Source organism: Spongorhabdus nitratireducens, from assembly GCA_947387575.1.
Taxonomy (GTDB): Bacteria; Pseudomonadota; Gammaproteobacteria; order Pseudomonadales; family Endozoicomonadaceae; genus CANDOC01.
Genome location: CANDOC010000004.1, coordinates 96,850 through 122,247 on the forward strand (window position 1 = coordinate 96,850; position 25,398 = coordinate 122,247).

Here is a 25,398-nt window from a genome sequence, read left to right on the forward strand (position 1 = left end):
ATGAAGAGTGAAAATATCAGGCAGCAGATCACTGCCTGATATTTTTTATAATAAGAATCAGGCAGCGTCGTTCTGCTTGTTCTCCAGATGGAACCAGGCTGACTTCACGGTATTTTTCATCAGCATGGTAATCGTCATCGGACCTACACCACCCGGTACCGGGGTGATTTTGCCGGCTACCTTGCTGGCAGCTTCAAAGTCCACATCACCACTCAGAATCGCGCGACCGGTCTTTTCGCTGACGCCGACCCGGTTAACACCGACATCAATGACAGTTGCGCCCGGCTTGATCCATTCCGGCTTGACCAGTCCCGGTACACCAGCGGCCACGATCAGAATATCTGCGCGACGACAGTGTTCATCCAGATCTTTGGTGCGGGTATGAACCATGGTCACAGTGCTATTGGCCCCTGGCCCTTTCTGACCCATCATTACCGCAATCGGCTTGCCTACGATATTGGAGCGGCCGACAACAACCACTTCAGCACCGGCAGTTTCAGTGCCGGAACGGGTAATCATTTCCTGAATACCGGCCGGGGTACAGGGCAGGTAACGGATCTCATCACCGCCAATCACCATCCGTCCGAGATTGACCGGGTGGAAACCGTCAACATCTTTGTCAGGGGAGATTGCGTTCAGAACTTTCTTTTCGTCGATATGGTCGGGGAGGGGGAGTTGAACCAGAATGCCGTGGATATCGTCGTCCTGGTTGTACTTTTCGATAAGTTCCAGCAGGGCTTGTTCGGAAATACTTTCCGGCTGGTTATCCTGTATCTCGTGGAAACCAAGGCCCAACGCCGTTTTTACCTTCAGGGTGACATAACTGACAGAAGCGGGGTTTTCGCCGACAAGGATGGTAACCAGACCGGGTGTCTTACCATGCTTTTCCTGCATGGCCGCAACTTCTTGCTTGAGTTCGTCAAGAATTTCCGCCCGCATAGCTGTGCCGCTGATGATCTCAGCACTCATATAGTATCACTCCAGAGTCTTGTATTTATGGCGAACAGTTTTTTATGCCGGTTCTGACAGAAATGTTCGCTTGAGGCCGTCTATGAAAGTGAGTGTGGAATGATACGCGGGTTTGAAAAAGATAGGGATAGGCATCTTTCGTCCTGGATCAATAATCATGCAGATAGTGAGGTTTATTTCTGCACAATTATTGATCAGGAGTGTGGTAAATCAGGAGACGGTGCCGGTTACCCGAACCCGCTTGCTGCCGGTAGAGGGCTTGTCCTGAGTGGCTTTTTTAGCCTCGCTGATACGGTTATCGACGATATTCTTCACTGCGATCAACAGACCCATAAAGAAAAATGCGCCGGGCGGCAAAATGGCAAACAGGAACTGTTTGTAATCCTGAACCAGAACCACTGACCAACTTTTGGCTACCGGTCCGAACAGCAGATGCATATTGGCAAACAGCGTGCCCTGACCAATGGATTCGCGCAGGGCGCCCAGTACAACCAGTACCAGTGCAAAGCCGGCACCCATCATTAAACCATCCAGTACAGCTGCGCCGGGCGGATGCTTGGAAGCAAAGGCATCGGCACGGCCGAGAATGGAGCAGTTGGTTACGATCAGCGGAATAAAGATACCGAGAATCTGGTACAGCTCGTAAGTGAAGGCCTGCATCAGAAGCTCAACACAAGTGGTCAGTGCCGCAATCACCATTACAAACACCGGCAGACGAATCGCATCGTTTACCTGATGGCGGATCAGTGATACCACCAGGTTGGAGCCGGCCAGTACCAGAATGGTTGCCAGTCCCAGACCCAGCGCATTGACCACACTGTTGGAAACACCCAGCAGCGGACACAGGCCCAGTAGCTGAACCAGTGCAGGGTTATTGTTCCAAAGGCCATTCAGGGTAATTTCACGGGCTTCAGGCGTCGGGCTGGCCATGAGCATCTCCCCTGGTTTGTTTCAGTTGCTTGAGACCCTGCTGGAACAGCTGGTCCCGGTTCTGTTCAAAGTACTGCAGGCTGTTGTGCACCGCCAGTACAACTGCTCTCGGGGTAATGGTGGCGCCGGTAAACTGGTCAAACTCACCGCCATCCTTGCGTACGCCCCAGCCTTTTTGCTGCGGGTTGTCCAGAGACTTGCCACTGAATACGGTAATCCAGTTCGACTTGATGATCTCGATCGCATCACCCAGCCCCGGGGTTTCCTTGTGATTGGTTACCCGGACACCGGACAGGGTGCCATCGGCCTTGATACCAACCAGCATATGAATCGCACCGCTGTATCCTTTCGGTGCTACTACAGGAAGAATAACCGCGACAGGCGTATCACCTTTAAATGCAGCGTAACCTTCAGCGGTTGTGCGTGATCCCAGCTGTTTGTTAACCGGAATGCTGATTCGGGTCTTCAGCAGGTCGTTGTCGTACAGTGCCGAGCCATCAATATCAGCGCGTGGCAGAATTTCTTCCAGTGCACGGATCTCTGCCTGACGAATCTGGTCATCAATCCGGGCCTTGGTAAAGACCCAGGTCAGGGTGATCAGGCCCACTGTCAGGGCTGCAAACAGCCCCAGTGTCAGGCTACTGGCACTGGCTGCCCGCAGCATCAACCCTTTGGCTGATGTGTTTGTTTCGGTTTCAGGACGCGGTTCCATCAACGGTCCTCCGGTTTGGCCAGACCCTTGCGTGGCTTTTTGTGGCCATAAGTTCGTGGCTGGGTGTAGTAATCAATCGTAGGCGCTGCCATGTTCATCAGCAGCACGGCAAAGGCGACAGCATCAGGATATCCGCCCCAGGCGCGAATCACATAAACCAGAATACCGACACCGGCACCGAAGATCAGGCGTCCACGGTTACTGGTAGCACCGGAAACCGGATCAGTGACAATAAAGAACGCACCCAGCATGGTGGCGCCACTCAGCAGATGAAACAGTACGGTGCCATGGGTATCGGAACCACTGCCGTTCTTGAACACCAGTGACATCACAATCAGAGCGCCGAGCATGCCGACAGGTGCGTGCCAGGTAAATACCTTGCGATACAGCAGGAACAGACCGCCGGCGAGATAGGCAATATTGACCCACTCCCAACCTTTACCGGCAAAGGTGCCGCCCAGTGCGGCATTAGTCGCCTGCAGTTCAGACCAGGTCAGGCTGCTGTTTTCCCGAACAACATCCAGCGCGGTTGCCATGGTGATGGCATCATAATCCAGATTACCACCGAGGAACGGGAAGATAGCTTGCAGTGACTGACCGAAGCTCAGGGTTTCATAACCCGGTGTGCCTGCGGCAGGTAACCAGTTGACCATATCGGCCGGGAAGGAAATCAACAGCAGGACATAGCCGACCATGGCCGGGTTAAACGGGTTCTGCCCCAGTCCGCCATACAGGTGCTTGGCCACAATAATGGCAAAGGCGGTACCGATCAGCGTCAGCCACCAGGGTGCCAGTGGCGGCAATGCCAGTGCCAGCAACACCGCTGTGACCAGCGCACTGTAATCCCGCAGATAGAAGGCAACCGGCCGCTTTCTTAGACGGGCAACCAGTGCTTCACTGCCGACGGCAATCAGTGAAATCCAGATCAGATTGATGAAGGTGCCCCAGCCGAACATGGCAGTGGTCACCAGCAGCCCGGGCAGGGCGGCCAGCATAACCAGCTGCATTACGCGGGAGGTCGTTTCTGCACCACGGGTATGGGGTGATGTTTGTCGTATCAGTGCCATAAATCTATTACCTTGAACCGCCTCAGGCTGATGCCTTGTCCAGTGCTTCGGCGGCTGCGTCTGCAGCGGCCTGGGCCTGCTGCAGAGTCTGCTTCAGCTCGTCAATATTGGCTGCATCTTCACCGGCGTCATCCAGTGCCCGCTGGGCTTTTTTAACCGCAGCACGGGCCATGGCCGCCTCGATCTTGAGCTTCTTCTGTTCGTCACTCAGTACCGGTTTGGCTTTGCGGGCCGGCTTTTCTGCTGCCGGTGCAGGTGTAGGCTCAGGTTCCGGTGCCGGGGCTTCTGCTGCGGCCTGCATGGCTGCTTCAAGTTCTGCAGCTTTGGCCTGGGCCTGTTGCAGCGCTTGTTTCAACTCTGGATCATCTCCAGCTTCATCCAGCGCACGCTGTGCTTTCTTCACTGCGGCACGCGCCATCGCTGCTTCGATCTTGAGCTTTTTCTGGGCGTCGCTCAGAACCGGTTTGGCTTTACGGGCCGGCTTTTCTTCCGCCGGTGCTGGTTCTGGCGCTTCTGCTGCAGCTTGCATTGCAGCTTCAACTTCAGCGGCTTTCTCCTGGGCCTGTTGCAGCGCTTGTTTCAGCTCCGGAGTATCACCGGCTTCATCCAGCGCACGCTGAGCTTTCTTCACGGCGGCACGAGCCATAGCCGCTTCAATCTTGAGTTTCTTCTGCGCATCACTCAGTGCCGGCTTGGGTTTCTTCACCGGTTTATCTGCTGCCGGTTCAGGTGCTGGCGCATCAGCGGCGGCCTTCATTGCAGCTTCCAGCTCATCAGCTTTGGTCTGAGCCTGCTGCAGAGTCTGTTTCAACTCATCGATATTGGCTGCGCTTTTGCCCGCTTCATCCAGTGCTCGCTGGGCTTTCTTAACAGCAGCGCGGGCCATGGCGGATTCGATCTTGAGCTTTTTCTGTTGCTCATTCAGAACCGGTTTGGCTTTTTTAGCTGGCTGTTCAGGTGCTGCTGCAACCGGAGCCTGAGCGGCCTGCTCAAACTCTTTCTCCAGCGTTGCAACCTGTGCCTTCAGCTTGTCGATATTCGTCTGAAGTTGTGCATTGGTTTCTTCACTGCCCTTGGCATCAGCCAGTGCGCGCTCGGATTTTTTCAGTTGGGCTTTTACCATCGACAGCTGAATCTTGAGCTCTTTCTGCTTGGCAGAAAGCTGTGGCCGGCCAGCTTTGCCCTCGGTTGCTTTGCGGGCAGTCGCTCTTGCCAGTGCGGCTTTGACTTCATCTGCCTTGGCTGAATCTTCCGGTTTGGCGGCGGCCGGATTGGCAGCCGCAGCAGCCTTTTCCTTTTTCAGTTGGGCTGCACGTTCGGCATTGGCTTTACGCTTGGCTTCACGGGCTGCTTTTTCAGCTTCCAGTCGGGCCTGACGATCTTCAAATCGTTTCTTGGAGTATTCCGCTTTCTGCTGTTTGGCCTGTAGCTGTCGTATTTCACCTTTGGAGGCGCGGTAGTATTGCACCAGTGGAATTGCACTGGGGCAGACATAAGCGCAGGCGCCACATTCGATACAGTCGAACAGGTTGTGATGATTCAGCTGATCATGGTTTTCAGCCTTGGAGTGCCAGTACAGCTGCTGTGGCAACAGGGATACCGGGCAGGCTTCGGAGCAGAGACCGCAGCGAATACATTCCTGTGGTGTCGGTGCCGGAGGAAATTCTTCCCAGGTGGCAGCAATCAGACAGTTGGTGGTTTTCAGTACCGGCATATCGGTACGTTCAAGGGTATGACCCATCATCGGGCCACCCAGTACCAGACTGTGCAGTTTACGTTTCTTCAGACCGGAAAATTCAAGCAGGTGATCTGCCGGAGTACCGATCAGTGCCTCGACATTCTGTGGCTGTTTCAGGGCTTCACCGGTCAGGGTGGTAATCCGAGAAATCAGCGGCTTGCCTTCGACAATAGCATCATGCACTGCCGCCAGGGTGCCGACGTTGTAACACAGAATACCGATATCCACCGAGCGGGCATCGTTCGGTACTTCCTTGCCGGTCAGCAGATAGATCAGTCGTTGAGCGTCACCGGACGGGTATCTTGTGGGTACCACCGCGACTTCAATATTTTTTCCCTTGCAGGCCGCGCGCATGGCATCAACCGCTTCCGGCTTGTTGTCCTCAATCCCGATAATGATTTCCTTGGGATTGAGCAAGTGACGCAGAATCAATATACCGCCGACAATTTTATCGGCACGTTCCCGCATCAACCGGTCGTCAGCGGTAATATAGGGCTCACACTCGGCACCGTTAACGACAACGGTATGAATCTTGTCTTCGGTGCGTGAAGCCATTTTAACGGCAGCAGGGAACCCTGCACCGCCAAGACCAACGACACCGGCATCATGAATTTTCTGCAGCAGCAGATCTTTGGCGGCAGCGGTGTAGTCAGTAACCGGTTCCAGTTCAGCCCAGCGGTCTTCACCGTCGGACTGCAGAATAATACACGGCTCTTCTAGTCCGGACGGATGCGGTACCGGACAGACTTCAATAGCAGTTATGGTGCCAGAAGTCGGGGCATGAACCGGGGCGCTGACAAAACCATTGGCTTTGGCCAGCAGCTGACCTTTCAATACCTTGTCACCGACACTGACGACCGGTTTGGCCGGAGCACCACTGTGCTGGTTCAGCGGCAGGGTCAGCTCCGCCGGCAGTGGCGGCAGCGCTATCGGATTATGACTGGACTGGTCCTTGTTTTCGGGCGGATGCACACCACCGGGGAAGGCATGGATCTGGCGGCTCATGCAGTCTGCCCTCCGCGGTCAGTAGCGATAATCATATCGGGTGCCAACGGCTTGTCCCATTTCCAGTTTCGGGTTGTTACTTCCAGCGGCACCATATCGATACAGTCAACGGGGCAGGGTTCTACGCACAGGTCACAGCCGGTGCATTCGGAAACAATAACGGTATGCATCTGCTTGGCAGCACCGAGAATGGCATCCACCGGACAGGCCTGGATACACTTGGTGCAACCGATGCATTCATCTTCGCGGATATAGGCCACCATCGGTGGCTTCTCTTCGCCGTGCTCGTCATCCAGCGGCACTGCTTCGACATCCAGCAGGTCGGCCAGGGCATTGATGGTTGCCTGTCCACCCGGTGGGCAGCGGTTAATGGCTTCGCCATTGGCGATGGATTCGGCATAGGGGCGACAGCCTGGATGGCCACACTGACCACACTGGGTCTGGGGCAGCAGGGCGTTGATCTGATCCACAATGGGATCACCTTCAACCTTGAAGCGTTCACTGGCGAAGCCGAGAATGGCTCCGCACACCAGCGCCAGCAGCAGTAGCGCACCAACAGCGTAAAGGACGATTTCCATTCTTGGTCCTGGCCTCCTACAACTTGATCAGGCCGGTAAAGCCCATAAAGGCCAGTGACATCAGCGCCGCTGTCACCATGGCAATGGCTCCGCCACGGAAGGGGAGCGGGACATCGGCAGCGGCAATACGCTCGCGCATGGCAGCGAACAGTACCAGTACCAGCGAGAAACCCACAGCAGCACCGAAACCGTACAGGGCGGAATCCAGCAGGGTGCTGTCCATCCGGTTACTGTTGAGCAGGGCTACACCCAGCACCGCACAGTTACTGGTAATCAGCGGCAGGAAGACACCCAGTACCTTATAGAGAATGGGGCTGGTCTTGTGCACCACCATCTCGGTGAACTGCACCACCACGGCGATAACCAGAATAAAGGTCAGGGTCTTGAGAAATTCCAGCCCCAGCGGCTGCAGAATATATTCAAAGGTGATGTAGCTGCAGACTGATGCCAGCGTCAGTACAAACGTTGTGGCCAGCGACATGCCCATCGCCGTTTCCAGTTTTCCCGAGACCCCCATAAAGGGACAAAGACCAAGAAACTGAACCAGTACGAAATTGTTGACCAGAATGGTACTGACAAGAATCAGCACCAGCTGGGTGATTGGGTCTGCCATGGCTACCGTGTGTATCGAGAAAACATGTTAAAGAGGGTCATTTGCCCCGCTCAAATTCACAAATCAGGGCGCTGGAATTTGAGACGGGTATTATTCAGCAGCTATATATTCCTGACAACCGCACTAGATAGTATTCGTAAGTATATTTGGTTATATACTTAGGTGTGCGGTGCTCCAAGTCTGAATAAGCCCCTGTCGTGGGGAACGTTATTATATCGCCTGCTGCAGGCTTGTGAAATTGTGGCATGCCCTGTTTTGATGAGCCGGGTCCGGCATACGCCCAATAATTTATTTTTTGCTCAGCTTTTGATCAAGACAGCCGGTGATGGGACCTCAGTTGCTGCTGTAGTCTGGCTTTAAAGGACGGGGAGTACTGACAGAGCATCACTCGGAAGCTCTGTCAGTTGTATTGGTATCAGGCTTTTTTAACGACTGAGCACTTCAGATAAACCTGGCCATGACCGTCAATTTTGCATGAAATATCGTGGCCGTTGACCGGGTCATCCAGCAGACGAATTTTCTTTACCTTGGTGCCGGATTTGATCGTGCTGCCACCGGCTTTCAGATCCTTGATTACAGTAACCGCGTCACCGTCTTTGAGTTCATTGCCATTAACATCAAAAAAGCCGTTAGCAGCTTCTTCCTCGGCGATTTCTTCCAGTGTCCATTCATGGAAACACTCAGGGCAGGTCCAGGTCTGGCCGTCGGTATAACCATAGGGAGATTCGCACTTCGGGCACGGCTGCTGGATTGCATCAGACATGACGATTCCTCGTAATAAACAGCTTAACGTCTCAAAAAATCGAAAGAGTTTTGAACACAATAGAAAAACAGAGAGGTTAAGCGTTGGGGAAAATGAAAAAATGGTGAGTCAACAGGAGTGAGAGTTTAAAGTAGCTTCAGAAAGAAGCTACCTTTTTTCCTTACGGAAATACCGAATCAGTGCTCATGATCGTCTGGTTTTTCAGCAGACGCAGTTACAGTATCAGCCACTGTTACAGGGATGCTCTTGCTGCTCTGATACCCCCATCTTAACAACTTGCGACTCTCATTGATCCGATCCGCCGCACTTTCTGTGCCCAGAACAATGGCGATCAGTCTTCTACCGTCCTTTATTGCCGAGGATGCCAGACTGTAGCCAGCACCATTGGTATAGCCGGTTTTTATACCATCCACCTTGAGTTCCTTATCCCATAGCAAACTGTTGCGGGTTAACTGGGATATATTGTTCCAGCTGAAATGCCTTTGACTGTGATGCTTGTACTGGTCAGGTAAATCGTGAATCAATTTACTGCAGAGCAGTGCCAGATCCCGTGCTGTTGTGTATTGGGCAGGATCATCCAGTCCGTGAGGGTTGACATAGTGAGTGTCAGTCATGCCCAGTTGTACGGCATACCCATTCATCAGTTTGACAAAGTCAGCACAGCTGCCGGATATATGTTCTGCGATGGCAGTTGCAGCATCGTTTCCAGAGACGGTAATCATGCCCTGATTGACCTGTTCCAGAGAGACTTTCTGCTCCGGTTCAAGAAACATTTTGGCACTGCCCGGCCACTTTTTGGCCCAGGCTCTCTGGCTGACCTTCACTGGATGTTTCGGGTGAACTTCACCGAGACGTATTTTGTCGCCCACAATATAGCTGGTCATTATTTTGGTTAGGCTGGCAGGTGGTAATCTAAGGTTCGGATTAAAGCTGGCCAGGGTTCTGCCAGTGGAATCATCGACAATAATCCAGGCTTTTGATTTCAGCTGCGGAACAGGCAGGTTAAGAATTTGTGCATTGACTTCGGAGAAAAAAAATAGAAAAACGGTAAAACAAAGCAGACGAAATGAGACCACAGTAATTCTGAACATATTGATATGCAGATAAATCAGATTTGTAAACATGCTTAACCGTCAAGCTTTTCTGTAACCTTCTTTATTACTTTGCTTTCATCTGTTGGTACCAAAATTCCGAGACTTCTTTCGAAATTTTCACTGCGTAAAGCATGTGTGGGTATGCCTTCTGCATTTATGGTAATCAGGTAGTGGTATTTTCTAAACGATATGTCCATTAAAGGTTCTAGAGCAGGTTCAGAGTAAAAACTGATCAGCGCGGGGCCCCTCGTACAGGGCTGAGCTCCAGTATAATGAATGGTGCTCTCGTCCGTATTATAAGTAGATACACAAAACAGTTCCTTCTCGTTTTCAAATGCAACGCCTTCCAAAAAGCATCCCCGAGCATCTACAGTGGCTGTCATGGAGAGTGTTGGTTGATATGCCCCCTGGCTGCTTTCACTGCTTTGTATTTCCGACATTTCCAGCGATAGTCTATAAACACCTTTTTTGACGGCAATCATTTTTCCCAGTTTGAAAAAAGGTGGAATGTGCATCTCTCGATCATTTACGCAGACCTTACACACGGGAAAAGAAGGAAGCCAGATATAATAGGGTTTTTCCAATTCCTGCAGGGACATCAAATCTGATATTCTGCATGAAGCCGGGTAAGATGATATTTTGCTCAGGCTGGTCTGAATATACGTTTCAATATTAATGATATTTACTAAATGTTGATCAATGCTCATTACAGCGAATGTATCAACATGAGTTGATAGATACTGACCAAGCACTTTATAACAGTGAGTTCGACCAGTTGAATCGAATATGCGATGTTCAAATAGGGCCAGATTCTCCTTAACACAATTAGGAAAATGACCTGTTGAAGGGAAATGAGAGAGGGTATCTTCATTAGGTGGTTTTGTTATGCACGGTTCATCAACCATTAAAACGAAAATTTCATGGTTTGAAGCCAAAAGATATTTTTTTTGTGCTGCCGCATGTAATGAAAATAAAACACTAATCGAAAATAAAATACACAAACGGCACCGAGTAGTTTTCATTTGAAATTGATACAAAACATGTCTGTCCACAATAAAGATAATTTATTGTTTGATGGGTAACTATGATTATAGTCAGCATATTTATTTTGTTATTGGCTCTTTTATTTAGTGATGACTATTTATTAAAACTAGCATCCAGAAGGAGTGAACTATCTTTTTTCGTCCCTCTTGAAATGAATTAAAAAGCAACATCTGATCAGGCTCTGCCAAAAATTTTGGGGCGGTGATCTTTACTGGTGGCAAGGTGCTGGATGTTTATAGTATGTGCAGTCCCGGCTCAGATAATGACCGGGACTGCACATCTATCAGGACAACAAGATTTTGGCAGCATCCACCACAATATTAATGGCGTGGGATTCAGTGTTGGCCATCAGCTCTTCGTTGGGGATTTCCTGCTGGGTGCGGTTGACGATAACGCCGGCAACACAGCCAGATTTGAGACCCAGTGCCGCACACATGGTCAGCAGGGTGGCGGATTCCATCTCGTAGTTCAGCACGCCCAGTTGCTGCCACTCTTCCATGGATCCCTGGTACTTGCGAATGACGTGACCACGCAGGGTGTCATAACGTTCCTGACCCGGGTAGAAGGTATCGGAAGAAGCGGTGATACCGGTGCGGTATTCAACACCACGCTGCTGTACTGCAGAAACCAGTGCCTGGGTGCAGTTGAAGTCAGCTACAGCCGGGTATTCCAGCGGCGCGAAGTGCTGGCTGGCACCGTCCAGACGCACGGAACCGGTGGTAACGATGACACTGCCAACGTTGATGTCGTTCTGGATGGCACCGGTGGTACCGACACGCAGGAAGGTACGAATACCCAGCTGGGCCAGTTCTTCAACGGCGATAGAAGTGGACGGACCACCGATACCGGTAGAGCAGACGATAACCGCCTTGTCACCGATGTAGGCGCGCCAGATCGTGTACTCACGCTGGCTGCACAGGAATTCTGCACGATCCATCAGCTTGGCAATACGCTCAACGCGTTCCGGTGCGCCCGGTACGATTGCCAGTTCTGCTCCCTGAAGATCAGCTTTTACCAGTCCAAGGTGAAAAACATCAGACATGGAGTGCTCCTTAAGTCTTTGCTGACGCATGAAAAGCAATTAATACTAAGGTATAAACTGCGCCCTGCGGAAAGAACTTTTGTGACCCGCGACAATGAAAACCGCTTTTCGAGGCCGCTCTGCTACCGGGTTTCCACATAAATGTATGCATCAGTAACAGGGTCCGGAGGCAGACCACTATTACTGTGACTGAAAAGACTTTAGCAGTTTCTGGACATCTGTAGCGTTCTCTCTGCCTCCTTTTACAGAGAAAGAAAGAACAACATCAGCACTGGCACCAGAAAACTGAGTATAAAACCACTGACAATGGCCAGCGGTACACAGTGAATACCACCACTGTTCTGTATCACTGGAAGGGTAAAGTCCAGTGCGGTCGCACCACCATATCCCACGGCGGTGCAGGGGTAACGTCGTATAATAAGCGGAATCAGAATAACCGCCGCCAGTTCCCGCAGCATATCATTCAGAAACGCAGTACCACCAAATACCGGCCCCAGCGCATCGCCCATCAAAATGCCTGCCAGCGAATACCAGCCAAAACCGGAAGCCATGGCCAGCCCCTGGTTAATCGGTAAATCCAGAATCCAGGCCGCTATCATGCCGCCCGGCAGTGAACTGATAACGATCAGGCCGGCAATACACATGCCCTGTTTATTCAGCAGAATCTGTTTCAGTTGCATACCGCTGTTACGTAACTGAATACCGATCAATAGCAGTAAAACCAGCAGCATAAACTCGGAGATCTTATCGACCAGCTTGGCCGGAGTGCCCAGCAGGTAACCCACAATAAAGCCGGCAACAACGGCACCTACCAGTTTGAGTGATTCCAGCATCATCTCGAATACCGGGATCTTTTTATGATCGGTGTGGGTGGTGATCGGCATCAGCTTGTCCAGAATCGGTACGGTGGCCAGATTCAGCAGGGTGATACAGCCAAAAAAGGTCAGGGTGTAGAGCATAATCTGTGACAGGTTTTCCCCCAGATTATCCAGCCCGGCCAGACTCATTCCCATCAATGCCAGAATAATAAACACCAGTTTGCCCAGTGCGGCATTAATGCGATGAATCAATGATGTGTTCTTGAGAACAATAAGGTAACCAATGATCAGAGGCAGAAAGATCAACAGCATGCCGGAGTACATCAGTTTGTCCTGTTACAGCTTTGAAAGGGAAGAATCAGACACCAGCTTAGAACCGGCGTTATTAATTTCAGCGAATGGGTCTTACCATGGTTTTTATCCTGCCGCTGGTGCAGGCTTCAAGAAACGCATCACCCAGCTGGTGGCCATTCTGAATGACCTTGTTCCAGTTGCGCATTCGGGTAGCATCATCGCCCTGGAAACGGTCGAAGTCTTTCCGGTCCGGAATCCGCCTTTCCGGCATTCGGTTAACAAAGGCCGGTGAAGGTGATACCAGTAACACATTATCCAGCTGCTTCGGGGTGGCCTTGCGGGATTTGAAAAACTTGTCGAACCAGCCCGGTACCAGGTGAGAGTAAAAGTGCGGATATAGAATAATCTTGCTGTCATCCTGACGCCAGAAATTACCCGGAATCGGGTGATAATCCAGCACGCCGCCATCCCGGTAAGTACCGCGAGGTGCTGATTTGATATTTCTGACCCCGGGCAGAACGTAGGGAATCGAGCCGGAAGCGGTCAACGCTTGGGATAGATTTTCCATCCCGAGCGGAACCTGTCGGGTGCGGTAACCATCCTGCACATCCAGCGGGCAACGACTGCGGGGATCGTGAAAGATAACCCGATCCATTACATTATGCAGTGCCTGACGGCCACCGATATTTTTTACCGCGGCTTTGGCCATTGCCAGCATCAGCGTGGGTGACAAATCCAGCGACAACAGTCCTTTACTGCGTACGGTGCCGCAGTGAAAACGAAGTGATGGATTGGCCAGAATTTCCTGCCGCCGGTGCTGGGGCAGAAAAGCTTCCAGAATCCGGGTGCACTGTCTGGCGACATCATGCCGGGTGGATTTGGGGCCGTAAGTCTGTTCGATATAAGCCTGTGCCAGCTGATCCATGGCTTCGCCGGGATTATTGGTAGCCGCTGCAGCCAGTTTCCAGGCGCCGATCGAGGTGCCAAACAAATGCACCGGCTGTTCCAGGTCGGTCAACCAGTGTTGAAAGATGGCTTTATCCAGACCATGAATAGCCAGCCACTTGGCCGCTCCGGAAGCCCCGAATACGGCACTGATATCTGTCGGCGACAGCCCCTCCTGCTTGATTCGACGGTAGGCGGAAGGGCCTGCCAGAAATAACAACTCAGACATATAGCTCTTTGAATATCCTTTTTCTGCGGGACAGCTTTTTCAGAGATAAACTGCTTTGGATAGCTATCCGCTTAGAGTCTGTTCATGATCTTTCGTGGATAGCGAAAATATTGAGAAAAAACTCAGGTGCTTCGATTTTTCGAGGCGCATAGTGGTGCTATGTAACAAGGAAAAGCGGAGCACCTGAGTTTTTTATCGGAATTTGCAGCCCACGACAAGATTGTGAACAGGCTCTTAAATCAGCAAACTAGCCGATTGTAATATGTCCGGGCCGTTCGGCGATACGGTTTAGCCACGCGCAAACCAGTGGGTAACCGCTCAGGTCAAACCCGCCTTCATGGGCTACATGGGTATAGGCGTACAAAGCAATATCGGCGATGGTCATGGTATTGCCGGAAATAAACGAGGTTTTTTCCAACTGCTGTTCCATTACCTGCAGCGCTTTGTAACCACCCTGCTGTTTACTAACGTACTCTTCCCGTCGTTCATCCGGCAGGCCAAGATACTTCTCAATAAAGCGGGCCACGGCAATACAGGGCTCATGGCTGTATTGTTCGAAGAACATCCACTGTAATACGGTTGCGCGCTGCAGCCGATCTTCCGGCAACCAGGGTGAGCCTTCGGCCAGGTAGTACAGAATTGCATTGGATTCAGACAGGTAAGTACCGTCAGGAAGTTCCAGCAGGGGGATTTTGCCGGCAGGGTTCATCTGTAGAAATTCAGCTGTTTGAGTATCACCTGCCAGAATATCAACTGGCATCCACTCATAATCCAGCCCTAGGTGCTCCAGCAGCAATTTCACTTTATAACAATTGCCAGACTGGAGATCGCCATATACACGATACGTCATGGTTCCAACTTTATTGTTATTGGTTTGGGCGCAATGTAACACAAAGGAGCGGATCCGGCACTTGGCTTGATCTCTGGATGCCTGCTTAACTTACAGATTGCCAGTCATTTGAACTGCAAATCATCCGGGCAGGTTGGATAAATGATGCAAGCTTTCATGGCAGGATTGGTTATGGCGGTTATTTCTGTTGTGGCTGGCGCAAAAAGTTATGATGTTGTCGTAGTGGGTGGTGGACCGATAGGTTTGCTGACAGCCCGACTGCTGGATGGTCTCGAGTTTATTCACAACCAAACTGAATGTGACAATTCCCTGCATCATCATCTCGGACATCAATCTCCAATCATAAAGTTGCCTTTATCCGACGGGGTTGAAGCGCGGGGTGAAACCAAAGCTGCCAAGTACTTCGCCTCTTTCCTTTTTACGCTGACCGGTGATCCGGTTAACTGCCTTGACTGGAATGAAACAAAATCTGATATTGACTGGATGCTGGTTAGTAGCAGTCAACCGGGTGGAAGCTGGAATAAATACAGTGCAGAACAGTGTACTGTCAGCCCTTTTCAATGGATGGGATTACCGGACTTTCCGATAGCAGATCATGTAAGCGCAGAGTGCCTTGGTGATGGTCCACTCGGCCGTAAAAAAATAACTGCAGCAGACTTGTGTAAATACTATGAACATTACAGTAAAAGTCGGTTGCCCCAACAACGACTACGTTTCGGACACACTATAACCAAAGCCTGTTATTTAAAGAATATGTGGCACCTCGAGATTAAAGAGGATGATGGTACTACCTATTCAATCAGAACCCGTTTCCTTGTACTTGCTTGCGGTAATCAATTTGAGAAGCGGCTCAATATACCGGGGGAAAATCATACCTGTGTATCGCACTCCGCTACTTCAGCCCGAAAAGCTTTAAGCAAGCTGCCTCCCTTTTCAAGAGTTCTGGTTACCGGGCGAGGAATGTCTGCGGCAGAAATTATCGCTGAAGCATGGAAGCAGAAATTGCATGTCACCCATGTAATTTCTGAAAAGCATAACGGGGCAACTGCATCATCATCTGAGATTCTGAAAACTATAACCAAATCAGAGCACGAGTATCCGAAGCAGGCGAAAGTATCCCACGCAGTTTTCGGTGAAGCGACCAGCACATACAATTATGTGCGACATAAAGGCTGGAAGCTGACAGAAATAAAAGAACAGGTTGCCACTATTCAGGCTGAATCAGGTTCCGCTACGTTAACTCAGCATTTTGATCATATTGCCATCCTGATTGGCAGTGAACCCGATATGTCATGGCTCACGCTTAATGGGCACCCACTGACTGATTTGAAGTCTTTTTGCCCCGAAACAATGGAGTTATTTGTTGTCGATTCGCAAGAAGAGAGGAATCTTTTTATTGCGGGCTCATTAACCGGAGAGCGTTTGCAATATAGTTGCTATGGTCATGCGGCCTGTGCAGTCCATCAGATCAAGGCACGGCTTGCAGCAACAGGAGAGAAATAGTTTTGGGGTTTTGAAGCAGCATAAAAAATACAGCCCGGATAATACCGGGCTGTATTTTCAGGATGTGAATTACATCACCCGCATACCCGGCTCAGCGCCGTCATGAGGTTCCAGAATCCACAGGTCTTCACCGCCCGGTCCGGCAGCCAGTACCATGCCTTCGCTCATGCCGAATTTCATCTTGCGCGGCTTGAGGTTGGCGACCATGACCGTATGTTTACCGATCAGGGCTTCCGGTGCATAGGCAGACTTGATGCCAGCAAAGACATTGCGGGTCTGGCCGCCACCGATATCCAGCGTCAGGCGCAGCAGCTTGGCAGCACCTTCAACGTGTTCGGCATTGGCGATTTTGGCAATCCGCAGATCGACCTTGGCGAAGTCATCAAAGGTGATTTCGTCGGCAATCGGCTCTTTGGTCAGCCAGCTTTCTTCGGCGGGTTGTTGCTGTTTCATGGCTTCCAGTACCTGTTTGCTGGCTTCGATCATGGCAGCAACCTTGTCGGCTTCAACCCGGGTCATCAGCGGCTTGAACTTGTTGACTTCGTGGTTGGTCAGCAGGGACTGGTTGTCGGCCCAGGTCAGCGGTTCAACCTTGAGGAAGGCTTCAGCTTTTTCTGCCATCGCCGGCAGTACCGGCTTGAGGTAAACCATCAGCAGACGGAACAGGTTGATACCGGCGCTGCAGATATCGTGCAGTTCCTGGTCCTTGCCTTCTTCCTTGGCAACAACCCATGGCTTCACTTCATCAATCCAGGCATTGGCCTTGTCAGCCAGCGCCATGATCTCACGCATAGCCTTGCCGAACTCACGGTTTTCGTAGTATTCGGCAATGGTGTCACCGGCGGCCTGGAAGGTGGCCGTCAGTTCCGGAATCATGTTGTTGGACGACAGCTTGCTGTCAAACCGTTTCTTGATAAAGCCGGCGCAACGACTGCCAATGTTAACAACCTTGCCGACCAGATCGGAGTTAACCCGCTGGATAAAGTCTTCGGTGTTCAGGTCCAGGTCATCAACCCGGCTGGACAGCTTGGCAGCGTAGTAATAACGCAGGTATTCCGGATCCAGATGATCCAGGTAGGTACGGGCAGTAATAAAGGTGCCACGGGACTTGGACATCTTCTCGCCGTTAACGGTCAGGTAACCGTGAACGCTGACGCTGGTCGGGGTGCGGTAGTTGGCGCCGGTCAGCATGGCCGGCCAGAACAGGCAGTGGAAGTTCACGATATCTTTACCGATAAAGTGGTGCACTTCACAGTCGCTGTCAGCTTTCCAGTACTCGTCGAAGTTCAGGTCGTCACGACGGTCACACAGGTTCTTGAACGCAGCCATGTAGCCAATTGGGGCGTCCAGCCAAACGTAGAAGTACTTGCCCGGTGCATCCGGAATTTCGAAACCGAAGTAAGGTGCGTCGCGGGAGATATCCCAGTCCTGCAGACCGGTATCCAGCCATTCGGCCAGTTTGTTGGCGGTTTCTTCACGAATGGTGCCGCTGCGGGTCCAGTCACGCAGAAACTCTTCAAAGTCGGTCAGCTTGAAGAAGTAGTGCTCGGACTCTTTCTCAACCGGAGTCGCGCCGGAGATAGCAGAGCGCGGGTTTTTCAGATCGGTCGGGGAGTAGGTGGCACTGCACACTTCGCAATTATCACCGTACTGGTCTTCAGCGCCACACTTGGGGCAGGTGCCCTTGATGTAACGGTCGGCCAGGAACATCTGCTTTTCCGGGTCAAAGGCCTGGGTGATGCTGCGGGTGGCAATATGGCCCTTGTCGCGCAGTGCCTTGTAGATGGCCTGGGACAGCTCCCGGTTCTCTTCGGAGTGGGTGGAGTGGTAGTTATCAAAAGTGATATGGAAGTCACCGAAGTCACGAATCCGCTCCTTGTTAATCAGGGCAACGGATTCTTCCGGCGTCATGCCCTGCTTCTCGGCATGCAGGCTGATGGCGGTGCCGTGGGCATCATCTGCACACACGTAGGTACAGGTGTGGCCGCGCAGCTTCTGGAAGCGGGACCAGATATCGGTCTGGATGTATTCCACCAGGTGGCCCATATGCAGAGGCCCGTTGGCATAGGGCAGGGCGCTGGTGACAAGAATCTTGCGTTGATCAACCATTTATAAGGAAATCCGTCGAAAGGTTACGGCCGGTGATGCGGTCAAACCGGAAATTATATCGATTATAGAAGGCTTGACCACTATGGAATCCCCATAGTTTGCGGTCAGCGATCAGGTTTGGCAGAAATAAGTGCCGAAAGTGTCATTATTTTGACGGTAATGGCGACTCGTCATTAGGTTCTGTTGACATAAATTTGCTGCACTCAGCCAAAGCGAGCGTTTTCGTGGCAAGACGCAACAACGCCGGAATACAAATGTCTTTCAAGTTGTTGCAACGCCGTCCACGGGAACGCTCGCTTTGGCCCTTCGGGTGGCCCGTAAAGTGGCCATCCGACTGCGTTGGGCTTATGCGGACATAGAACCACTATGCCCAGCACAAGCCCGCCTTGCGTATGACCACTTTACGGGCCACTGAGTGCTGCAAACTTATGTCAACAGAACCTGGGGTATAAATCTGTTTTCACCCCTCTGCCGGATCGTTGTAGAATAGCCGGCACCATTTACTTTTCTCTCCCGGCTCTGCATATACTTAGTATGTAGGTGATATCAGCTGCATCAGCAGTTAATGGTATCGCGAGAGCCTGCCGGATAATGAATACACGACGATCGTGCAGGATGCATCTGTTGTCTCTGTCCTGCCTGTGAGGTTCCGATAGTAAGCCCATGACGGATAAAGTTCCCCATGTCGGATAAAGATTTAAAGACACATCACGCCATCAATCGCCGTATCAATGCGGGGGAACCGGTATTTCTGCAACAAAATGGCGCAGTACCGGATCAGTCATCGTTACAACCATCACCACAGCAGATCCCGCAAATAGTCTCTTCGGTCAGAACCCGTTCGGCAGTTCCGGAAGCCTTGCCCGCTGACTATGTCCCGACAGAAGAAACTGTACGGCGACTGACCATGCTGAATATTCCGGTGGAATATATTGAAGCCCAGCTGAGTGAATTTGTTCTGTACTGGAATGGCCGCGGCGATACCCATCGCAACTGGGATCACCGATTCTTTCAGTGGGTACAGAACCAGTTCCGCAAGGCGCTGATGCAGGCACCGACCGAACCCATGACTGGCGCTTTCCGCCCGAGCCGGGAAACCCTGGAACACCTGTATAATTACTGTGCCATCCACCCCGACTTTGCCATGCAGCATCTGCCGGACTTTATTCAGTACTGGGCCGAGCGTGGTGATGTGTGCAACACCTGGCAGTCACGGTTTATCAACCATGTCAAAATCTGTTACGAGCGGGAAAGTCGCCGTCGCCAGCAGGCGGGTCCGGCACCGACGCCGATGACTGATGATTTCCAGCCCAGCCCGGCAGTACTGAGACTGTTAACCGAAAGCTGTGAGATTCCGGAAGAGTTTGCCATGGCCCAGGTGCCGGAATTTATCTTTTACTGGCAGGAAAAAGGTGAACTCCAGAGCACCTGGCAGTCCAAGTTTAAAAATCATGTGATCTATCAATGGAGGCGGCAGCAAAGTGAAGGAAGCGAGCAAGCTGGTCGCGCAGCAGCGCCAAAAGCTGCAACAACCGAGGAACTCACAGACACAAGCTGGGGCGACAAATTCCAGTTCCGGTTCGAAGACGACGCGTGAGCGCAAGCCACGTCAGGGCCCCTCGCCGGAAACTCGTGCCGCGGTAAATTATTTGTTTACGATCCTGCGCGATGCCCTGCCGAGCCAGTTTCACCGTGCTTATCCTACTGATGAAGACCGGGAAAGGGCACGTAGTATCTGGTCTGAAGGGCTGAAGGATATTGAGCCGAAAGACGTCAAGTTTGCTGCCGAGCGGGTGCTGAAGCAGAAGAAGTTTCTGCCCAGTATTGCCGAGATCCGGGAAATCAGCCGAATGCGCTACTATGAGCAGTCCGGCCTGAAAGACCCGTTACAGGCATATCAGGAAGCCTGTAATGCCGAGCCCCAGACTATGGAATATCACTGGTCACATGTGGCGGTTTATCTGGCAGCACGGGAAACCGGCTGGATGACACTGAGGGGAGAAGAGCAAAGAATCGCTTTTCCGCTGTTTGAACGTTATTACAGCGGTTTCTGTGAACGCGTTCTGGCCGGAGAAGATCTGCTGGCAGAAATGCAGAGCCGGCTCGACAGCCCACAGGCCCATACCGCTGAAGCAGCCTGGCAACAGGCCGACCAGCAACAACAGGAACAAATGAAGGCTCAGGGTATTGATCCCAAGGGCGGGCGGAAAGAATTCCTGAAACTGCGCAAGCAGTTGTAACGTTATTAACTTTACCTCCAACTTATTCAAACAAGTCATACCGCCCGGTAAGTATCGGGCGAGCAGGAGCAGTACATGGAAATAGCCGGAGTGCGTCATATTATCGCCGTAGCCTCAGGCAAGGGCGGCGTGGGTAAATCCACCACCGCAGCCAATCTGGCACTGGCGCTGGCAGCAGATGGTTCCCGGGTCGGGGTACTGGATGCGGATATCTATGGTCCGAGTATGGGACTGATGCTGGGGATTGCCGAAGGCACCCGGCCGGAAGTGGAAGACGGCAAGTTCTTTGTTCCGGTTCAGGCTCATGGCCTGCAGGTGATGTCGATGGCGTTCCTGACCACCGACGATACCCCGATGGTATGGCGCGGGCCGATGGCGGGCGGTGCATTGCAGCAGCTGCTGACCCAGACCAAGTGGGATAATCTGGATTATCTGGTGGTGGATATGCCGCCGGGCACCGGTGATATTCAGCTGACTCTGGCGCAGAAAGCCTCTGTCAGCGGCGCAGTGATTGTGACCACCCCACAGGATCTGGCACTGCTCGATGCTAAAAAAGGTATCGAAATGTTCCGCAAGGTTTCCATTCCTGTTTTGGGTGTAGTGGAAAATATGGCCGTGCATACCTGCAGCAATTGCGGCCATACCGAGCACCTGTTTGGTGAAGGTGGCGGTAGTCGTATTGCTGACAGCTATGGTGTTGAACTGCTGGGATCACTGCCGCTGGCAATGAGTATCCGCGAGCAGGCCGATGGTGGTCGCCCGACCGTGGCCAATGATGCCGACAGCGAGATTGCCGGTTTCTACCGTGAGATTGCCCGCAATATGGTCAATGCACTGGAAGGTCAGTCTACTCAGGCTGCACCTCAGATCCAGATCTCTGACGACTGATCTTTTCAAAGCCGGCAGCCTGACTGCCGGCTTCTTTTCTTTATGCCTTTTCCTTCACCACCACCTTCACGTTTAGCCCGTAATTCGAGATAACCGGCAGCAGCCGGACTTGCTGCATAGACTTATCACTGCATCGCTATGCTAGGGAGCGCTCCCTATGCACTCTGGATCATCAAACAAACAAGCAGGATAAGTTATGCCATCTGACGGTGAGAGGGGCCGCTTTGTCTTTCTAACAGGGCTGACTCTGATACTGGGTATTGTGCTGGCCGGGATGATATTTCCCGAACAGCTTGGAGCTGCAGGTAATAAAACCATGGGTTTTCTGACCCGGAGTTTTGGCTGGCTCTACAATGGCGCTGCTTTTACGTTTGTGATTTTTTGTCTGGGGCTCGGACTGAGTCGTTATGGCGATATTCGGCTGGGCGACGAGCCACCGGAATACAGTTCCGTCACCTGGTTCGCCATGCTGTTTTCTGCCGGAATGGGTATCGGGCTGGTGTTCTGGGGGGCAGCCGAGCCGTTGCATCACTGGCTTAATCCGATTGAACCGCTGGCCGGTGGCAGTCCTGAAGCGGCTGCTTTTGCCATGCGCAAATCCTTTCTGCACTGGGGCCTGCAACCCTGGGCAATCTATGCCGTGCTGGGGTTGCCACTGGCTTATCTGATGTATTGTCGCAGGCAGAACGGGCTGATCAGTAATCTACTATTGCCGTTTATACCTGCAGCAAGTTCTCGCAGTAATCTTGGACGACTGATTAATGTTGTGGCGCTGTTCGCAACAGCCGGTGGTATTGCGACATCACTCGGGCTTGGGGTGCAGCAAATCAACAGCGGTATGTCGTTTGTTTTCGGAATGCCGGATACACCGCTGGTTAAAATTCTGATGGTGGCAGTTATTACGCTGCTGGTGGTTATCTGCACGGTTACCGGAATGCAGCGCGGCATCAAGTATCTGTGCAGTCTGAATCTGATTATCGCCGTGGCCATTTTGATAATCAGTTTTGTAGTGGGTCCCAGTGTCGAGATTCTGAATACCTTTACCAGCACCCTTGGCAACTATATTCAGCACTGGTTTGCCGACAGTCTGGCCATCAGTGGTAACCCCTGGTATGTCCACTGGACCGTGTTTTATATGGCCTGGTGGATGGCGTGGGCACCTTTCTGTGCACCGTTTATTGCCAGAGTTTCCAGGGGACGGACGGTACGGGAGTTTGTATTCGGTGCATTAATGGCACCTTCGCTGGGCTCGTTTCTGTGGTTTGCAGTATTTGGAACGATGGGAATCAGCGCTGGACCTGAAACGGCCGGAGAGGCAATCAGTTCGTTACCAACGGCATTGTTTGTGGTGCTGGATGGTTACCCGCTGGGTAGTTTTATATCGGGACTGGTTATTGTTGTGCTGTTTACCTTTTTTATTACTTCGGCCAATGGTGCGACTTATGTGTTGGGGGTGCTGTCGTCCAATGGACAGCCCCGGCCCTCGATTACCATGAAAATTGTTTGGTCAGTACTGCCTGCGGCACTGGCCCTCGTGTTAATGCTGGAGAGTGAAAATGGTCTCTGCCTGCTGCAGACTATGGCAATTATTGCTGCCTTTCCGTTTATGCTGGTGCTGATTCTGGGGATGTTCTGTCTGATGCGGCTGCTGCATGAAGACTACCCTGTATCGGGCCGACCGCGGGCAAAGAGTCACCACCCTTCGCAAGGCGATCATCACTGCAGCAAGATAGGCCGGTGATCGGGCTGGTGGCTGTGGCCGTTATTCTCTTATAATCCCGGTAACTGACTTCCCATCAATATATGTGCTGCGATGGCAGCCGTACGTTTAATGGACTGCTGCGATGCGACTGTGTGATCGTGATATTGAGGCCTGCCTAGACAATGGCAGAATCCGGATCGAACCCCGCCCGGATGCGGCGTCTATTTCCGGAGTCAGTGTCGATTTGACTCTGGGCAATAGCTTTCGGGTATTCAATGACCATGCGGCGCCCTATGTGGACCTCAGTGGTTCCCGTGAATCGATTCAGGAAACCCTGAACTCGGTGATGAGCAAGGAAATCGTGCTGGATGAAAGTGAAGCATTTTTCCTCCATCCGGGTGAACTGGCGCTGGCAGTCACCTATGAGTCGGTCTCGTTGCCAGATGATATCGTGGGCTGGCTTGATGGTCGTTCTTCACTGGCGCGGCTGGGTTTGATGGTGCATGTTACCGCTCACCGGATTGATCCAGGCTGGAGCGGCCAGATCGTACTGGAGTTCTTTAATGGCGGTAAACTGCCGCTGGCACTGCGCCCTGGCATGACCATTGGTGCGATCAACTTTGAAACCATGAGCGGTTCGGCAGAACGTCCCTACAGTAAACGACCGGATGCCAAATACAAGAATCAGAAAAGTGCGGTAGCCAGTCGTATCGGTAACGAACACAGCTGATCAGCATGTCTGACAGGGTACGGGAACACGGAAAACGTTTCTCGTACTCATTCTCATTTTACCTTTACCTCCCCTTTACCTTTCACCCCGTATAAAGGTTTGCAAATAATCCCTTAGTTACGGAATCGGTGAATGGTTGCCAGTTGCCCTTACGCCCGCAGTACCCGTACGGTCTGTCTTTCGATACTGGTTGTGGCCCTCAGTGCCTGCAGCAGTTTGTCTCAAACCGAGTTTGCCCAACAGCCGCCCGAGGTTGTGGTGCCTGTTGACTGGCAGTCAGAAAAGCTTGTCGCAAATGCTGATATAGAATCAGGCTCTGAACTGGGAACAGAGTTACTCCAGCTTATTAATGAACCTCAGTTACAGCAGCTGGTAAAACAGGCACTGGAAGCTAACTATGACTTGCGCCAGACCGCCCTGCGGCTGCAGGAACAACAGTTACTGCTGCTCCAGTCCGATGCAGCCCGTAAACCCAAACTGGATCTGAATTACAGTGCTCGCCGCAACAAGAACCAGACCATCAGCAACAGCCATGAACTATCACTCGATTTAAGTTGGGAACTGGATGTCTGGGGTCGTCTGGCGGATGCCAGCCGCGCAGCCGAAGCTGATGTTCGGGTGCAGCAACAGGATTATCAGGCCGCCAGAAACTCACTGGTCGCCCGGGTTATACAGCAGTGGATTGACATTAGCCTGCGGCAGCAGATGATCCACACTGAACAACAGTGGATAGACAGCCTGGAAGGCTCCGAAACCGTTATTCTCGAACGCTATCGCCGCGGTCTGGGTAATCTGAATGATCTGGAAACGGCCCGTGCTGCAACAGCACGGATTCGTTCCAGTCTGGTTGCCAGAAAGCAACAGCAGCTGGATGCCTATCGCCAGCTGGCACTGTTACTGGGGCAGAGCAGTGTTCCGGTACTACCTGAAATACAACAGATCCCTGATATTGCCAATCCACCGGTTGATATTCCGGCCACAGTGCTGGCCCGTCGGCCGGATATGCAGTCGGCCTACCAGAAGATCGTTGCGGCTGATGCCCGGGCAGCAGTATCACGCAAACAGTTGCTGCCAGGATTTTCTCTTACCGCCAGCCTCAGTCAGAGCCGTCCCCATCTGAATGATCTGTTATCAGGCTCTGCCGCATGGAGTCTGCTGGGCAGAATGACTGCGCCTCTGTTCGACGGTGGTCGTCTGAAAGCTGATGCCGAAATTGCAGAACTGAAAGCCGAACGTAGCTATCTGGCCTATCAGCAAACATTGCTGAGTGCCCTCAATGAAGTTGAGGCGGCGCTGGGGCAGGAATCATCACTGGCGCAGCAACAACAGCATCTGAAACAGGCATTGAAGCATTCCGAACAGAGCCTGACCTATTACCAGTCCCGTTACCGTGAAGGCCTCAGCGATATTCTTGATTTACTGAACGCACGACAGACAGCGTTTGATGCCCGGATTCAATTGTTACAGACCCGCCAGTCCCGACTGAAAAACCGTATTACTCTGGGGCTGGCCCTGGGCATGGGAGTTTAACGACG

General features: G+C 52.0%; 22 protein-coding genes. 7 read left to right on the forward strand and 15 right to left on the reverse strand.

Annotated elements, in window-relative coordinates; all coding sequences use genetic code 11:
• Positions 1 to 57 precede the first annotated feature (57 nt).
• The 14 genes from folD to ACYZZ0_RS08945 form a co-directional block, all read right to left on the reverse strand.
• Positions 58 to 969, reverse strand: a complete 912-nt coding sequence (gene folD, locus ACYZZ0_RS08880) for a bifunctional methylenetetrahydrofolate dehydrogenase/methenyltetrahydrofolate cyclohydrolase FolD (protein ID WP_461536259.1) — start codon at positions 967 to 969, stop codon at positions 58 to 60.
• 210 nt (positions 970 to 1,179) lie between these two features.
• Positions 1,180 to 1,899: an electron transport complex subunit E gene (locus ACYZZ0_RS08885; protein WP_461536260.1), complete on the reverse strand. Its 720-nt coding sequence runs from the start codon at positions 1,897 to 1,899 to the stop codon at positions 1,180 to 1,182.
• Entirely contained in the window at positions 1,880 to 2,611 is a 732-nt protein-coding gene (gene rsxG, locus ACYZZ0_RS08890; RefSeq protein WP_461536261.1) for an electron transport complex subunit RsxG, read from the reverse strand. Before rsxG ends, ACYZZ0_RS08885 begins: the two co-directional genes overlap by 20 nt.
• On the reverse strand, positions 2,611 to 3,678 hold the full coding sequence (rsxD, locus tag ACYZZ0_RS08895) for an electron transport complex subunit RsxD (protein ID WP_461536262.1): 1,068 nt from the start codon (positions 3,676 to 3,678) through the stop codon (positions 2,611 to 2,613). The genes rsxG and rsxD overlap by 1 nt, the downstream gene beginning before the upstream one ends.
• A 22-nt stretch (positions 3,679 to 3,700) precedes the next feature.
• Positions 3,701 to 6,421, reverse strand: a complete 2,721-nt coding sequence (gene rsxC, locus ACYZZ0_RS08900; RefSeq protein WP_461536263.1) for an electron transport complex subunit RsxC — start codon at positions 6,419 to 6,421, stop codon at positions 3,701 to 3,703.
• Positions 6,418 to 6,999, reverse strand: coding sequence for an electron transport complex subunit RsxB (gene rsxB, locus ACYZZ0_RS08905; RefSeq protein WP_461536264.1), 582 nt, complete (start codon positions 6,997 to 6,999; stop codon positions 6,418 to 6,420). The genes rsxC and rsxB overlap by 4 nt, the downstream gene beginning before the upstream one ends.
• Positions 7,000 to 7,015: 16 nt before the next feature.
• The gene (rsxA, locus tag ACYZZ0_RS08910; protein WP_461536526.1) at positions 7,016 to 7,600 is read right to left on the reverse strand and encodes an electron transport complex subunit RsxA; all 585 of its coding nucleotides are present in this window, start codon (positions 7,598 to 7,600) and stop codon (positions 7,016 to 7,018) included.
• A gap of 427 nt (positions 7,601 to 8,027) precedes the next feature.
• The gene (locus tag ACYZZ0_RS08915) at positions 8,028 to 8,375 is read right to left on the reverse strand and encodes a zinc ribbon domain-containing protein YjdM (RefSeq protein ID WP_461536265.1); all 348 of its coding nucleotides are present in this window, start codon (positions 8,373 to 8,375) and stop codon (positions 8,028 to 8,030) included.
• Positions 8,376 to 8,551: 176 nt separating this feature from the next.
• The gene (locus tag ACYZZ0_RS08920; protein WP_461536266.1) at positions 8,552 to 9,499 is read right to left on the reverse strand and encodes a D-alanyl-D-alanine carboxypeptidase family protein; all 948 of its coding nucleotides are present in this window, start codon (positions 9,497 to 9,499) and stop codon (positions 8,552 to 8,554) included.
• 2 nt (positions 9,500 to 9,501) lie between these two features.
• Positions 9,502 to 10,491: a hypothetical protein gene (locus ACYZZ0_RS08925; RefSeq protein ID WP_461536267.1), complete on the reverse strand. Its 990-nt coding sequence runs from the start codon at positions 10,489 to 10,491 to the stop codon at positions 9,502 to 9,504.
• A 305-nt stretch (positions 10,492 to 10,796) separates the two neighbouring features.
• Positions 10,797 to 11,555, reverse strand: coding sequence for a uridine phosphorylase (gene udp / locus ACYZZ0_RS08930; RefSeq protein WP_461536268.1), 759 nt, complete (start codon positions 11,553 to 11,555; stop codon positions 10,797 to 10,799).
• 242 nt (positions 11,556 to 11,797) lie between these two features.
• Entirely contained in the window at positions 11,798 to 12,697 is a 900-nt protein-coding gene (locus tag ACYZZ0_RS08935; RefSeq protein WP_461536269.1) for a LysO family transporter, read from the reverse strand.
• A gap of 67 nt (positions 12,698 to 12,764) precedes the next feature.
• A complete protein-coding gene (locus tag ACYZZ0_RS08940) occupies positions 12,765 to 13,841 on the reverse strand; it encodes a patatin-like phospholipase domain-containing protein (protein ID WP_461536270.1) in 1,077 nt (358 codons plus the stop codon).
• A 247-nt stretch (positions 13,842 to 14,088) separates the two neighbouring features.
• Complete coding sequence (locus ACYZZ0_RS08945; protein ID WP_461536271.1) at positions 14,089 to 14,691, reverse strand: glutathione S-transferase family protein; 603 nt, start codon at positions 14,689 to 14,691, stop codon at positions 14,089 to 14,091.
• Between the two features lie 141 nt (positions 14,692 to 14,832).
• On the opposite strand from ACYZZ0_RS08945, the gene ACYZZ0_RS08950 reads away from it, so the two are divergent.
• Complete coding sequence (locus tag ACYZZ0_RS08950; protein WP_461536272.1) at positions 14,833 to 16,194, forward strand: NAD(P)-binding domain-containing protein; 1,362 nt, start codon at positions 14,833 to 14,835, stop codon at positions 16,192 to 16,194.
• A gap of 69 nt (positions 16,195 to 16,263) precedes the next feature.
• On the opposite strand, the gene metG is transcribed toward ACYZZ0_RS08950, so the two are convergent.
• Positions 16,264 to 18,303, reverse strand: a complete 2,040-nt coding sequence (metG, locus tag ACYZZ0_RS08955; RefSeq protein WP_461536273.1) for a methionine--tRNA ligase — start codon at positions 18,301 to 18,303, stop codon at positions 16,264 to 16,266.
• A 682-nt stretch (positions 18,304 to 18,985) separates the two neighbouring features.
• Here metG and ACYZZ0_RS08960 point away from each other — a divergent pair.
• The 6 genes from ACYZZ0_RS08960 to ACYZZ0_RS08985 all read left to right on the forward strand — a co-directional run bounded on the left by ACYZZ0_RS08960 (position 18,986) and on the right by ACYZZ0_RS08985 (position 25,393).
• A complete protein-coding gene (locus ACYZZ0_RS08960; protein ID WP_461536274.1) occupies positions 18,986 to 19,900 on the forward strand; it encodes a DnaT-like ssDNA-binding domain-containing protein in 915 nt (304 codons plus the stop codon).
• A 52-nt stretch (positions 19,901 to 19,952) separates the two neighbouring features.
• Positions 19,953 to 20,543: a hypothetical protein gene (locus tag ACYZZ0_RS08965; RefSeq protein WP_461536275.1), complete on the forward strand. Its 591-nt coding sequence runs from the start codon at positions 19,953 to 19,955 to the stop codon at positions 20,541 to 20,543.
• 75 nt (positions 20,544 to 20,618) lie between these two features.
• Positions 20,619 to 21,431, forward strand: a complete 813-nt coding sequence (gene apbC / locus ACYZZ0_RS08970) for an iron-sulfur cluster carrier protein ApbC (RefSeq protein ID WP_461536276.1) — start codon at positions 20,619 to 20,621, stop codon at positions 21,429 to 21,431.
• Positions 21,432 to 21,627: 196 nt separating this feature from the next.
• Complete coding sequence (locus ACYZZ0_RS08975) at positions 21,628 to 23,172, forward strand: BCCT family transporter (RefSeq protein ID WP_461536277.1); 1,545 nt, start codon at positions 21,628 to 21,630, stop codon at positions 23,170 to 23,172.
• 103 nt (positions 23,173 to 23,275) lie between these two features.
• Positions 23,276 to 23,863, forward strand: coding sequence for a dCTP deaminase (gene dcd / locus ACYZZ0_RS08980; protein ID WP_461536278.1), 588 nt, complete (start codon positions 23,276 to 23,278; stop codon positions 23,861 to 23,863).
• A gap of 132 nt (positions 23,864 to 23,995) precedes the next feature.
• Positions 23,996 to 25,393, forward strand: a complete 1,398-nt coding sequence (locus ACYZZ0_RS08985; RefSeq protein ID WP_461536279.1) for an efflux transporter outer membrane subunit — start codon at positions 23,996 to 23,998, stop codon at positions 25,391 to 25,393.
• Positions 25,394 to 25,398 lie beyond the last annotated feature (5 nt).

Coding starts and splice junctions, on each gene's coding strand:
- folD (WP_461536259.1), bottom strand. CDS start 969: ATGAGTGCTGAGATCATCAGCGGCACAGCTATGCGGGCGGAAATTCTT.
- ACYZZ0_RS08885 (WP_461536260.1), bottom strand. CDS start 1,899: ATGGCCAGCCCGACGCCTGAAGCCCGTGAAATTACCCTGAATGGCCTT.
- rsxG (WP_461536261.1), bottom strand. CDS start 2,611: ATGGAACCGCGTCCTGAAACCGAAACAAACACATCAGCCAAAGGGTTG.
- rsxD (WP_461536262.1), bottom strand. CDS start 3,678: ATGGCACTGATACGACAAACATCACCCCATACCCGTGGTGCAGAAACG.
- rsxC (WP_461536263.1), bottom strand. CDS start 6,421: ATGAGCCGCCAGATCCATGCCTTCCCCGGTGGTGTGCATCCGCCCGAA.
- rsxB (WP_461536264.1), bottom strand. CDS start 6,999: ATGGAAATCGTCCTTTACGCTGTTGGTGCGCTACTGCTGCTGGCGCTG.
- ACYZZ0_RS08915 (WP_461536265.1), bottom strand. CDS start 8,375: ATGTCTGATGCAATCCAGCAGCCGTGCCCGAAGTGCGAATCTCCCTAT.
- ACYZZ0_RS08920 (WP_461536266.1), bottom strand. CDS start 9,499: ATGTTTACAAATCTGATTTATCTGCATATCAATATGTTCAGAATTACT.
- ACYZZ0_RS08925 (WP_461536267.1), bottom strand. CDS start 10,491: ATGAAAACTACTCGGTGCCGTTTGTGTATTTTATTTTCGATTAGTGTT.
- udp (WP_461536268.1), bottom strand. CDS start 11,555: ATGTCTGATGTTTTTCACCTTGGACTGGTAAAAGCTGATCTTCAGGGA.
- ACYZZ0_RS08935 (WP_461536269.1), bottom strand. CDS start 12,697: ATGTACTCCGGCATGCTGTTGATCTTTCTGCCTCTGATCATTGGTTAC.
- ACYZZ0_RS08940 (WP_461536270.1), bottom strand. CDS start 13,841: ATGTCTGAGTTGTTATTTCTGGCAGGCCCTTCCGCCTACCGTCGAATC.
- ACYZZ0_RS08945 (WP_461536271.1), bottom strand. CDS start 14,691: ATGACGTATCGTGTATATGGCGATCTCCAGTCTGGCAATTGTTATAAA.
- ACYZZ0_RS08950 (WP_461536272.1), top strand. CDS start 14,833: ATGATGCAAGCTTTCATGGCAGGATTGGTTATGGCGGTTATTTCTGTT.
- metG (WP_461536273.1), bottom strand. CDS start 18,303: ATGGTTGATCAACGCAAGATTCTTGTCACCAGCGCCCTGCCCTATGCC.
- ACYZZ0_RS08960 (WP_461536274.1), top strand. CDS start 18,986: ATGTCGGATAAAGATTTAAAGACACATCACGCCATCAATCGCCGTATC.
- apbC (WP_461536276.1), top strand. CDS start 20,619: ATGGAAATAGCCGGAGTGCGTCATATTATCGCCGTAGCCTCAGGCAAG.
- ACYZZ0_RS08975 (WP_461536277.1), top strand. CDS start 21,628: ATGCCATCTGACGGTGAGAGGGGCCGCTTTGTCTTTCTAACAGGGCTG.
- dcd (WP_461536278.1), top strand. CDS start 23,276: ATGCGACTGTGTGATCGTGATATTGAGGCCTGCCTAGACAATGGCAGA.
- ACYZZ0_RS08985 (WP_461536279.1), top strand. CDS start 23,996: ATGGTTGCCAGTTGCCCTTACGCCCGCAGTACCCGTACGGTCTGTCTT.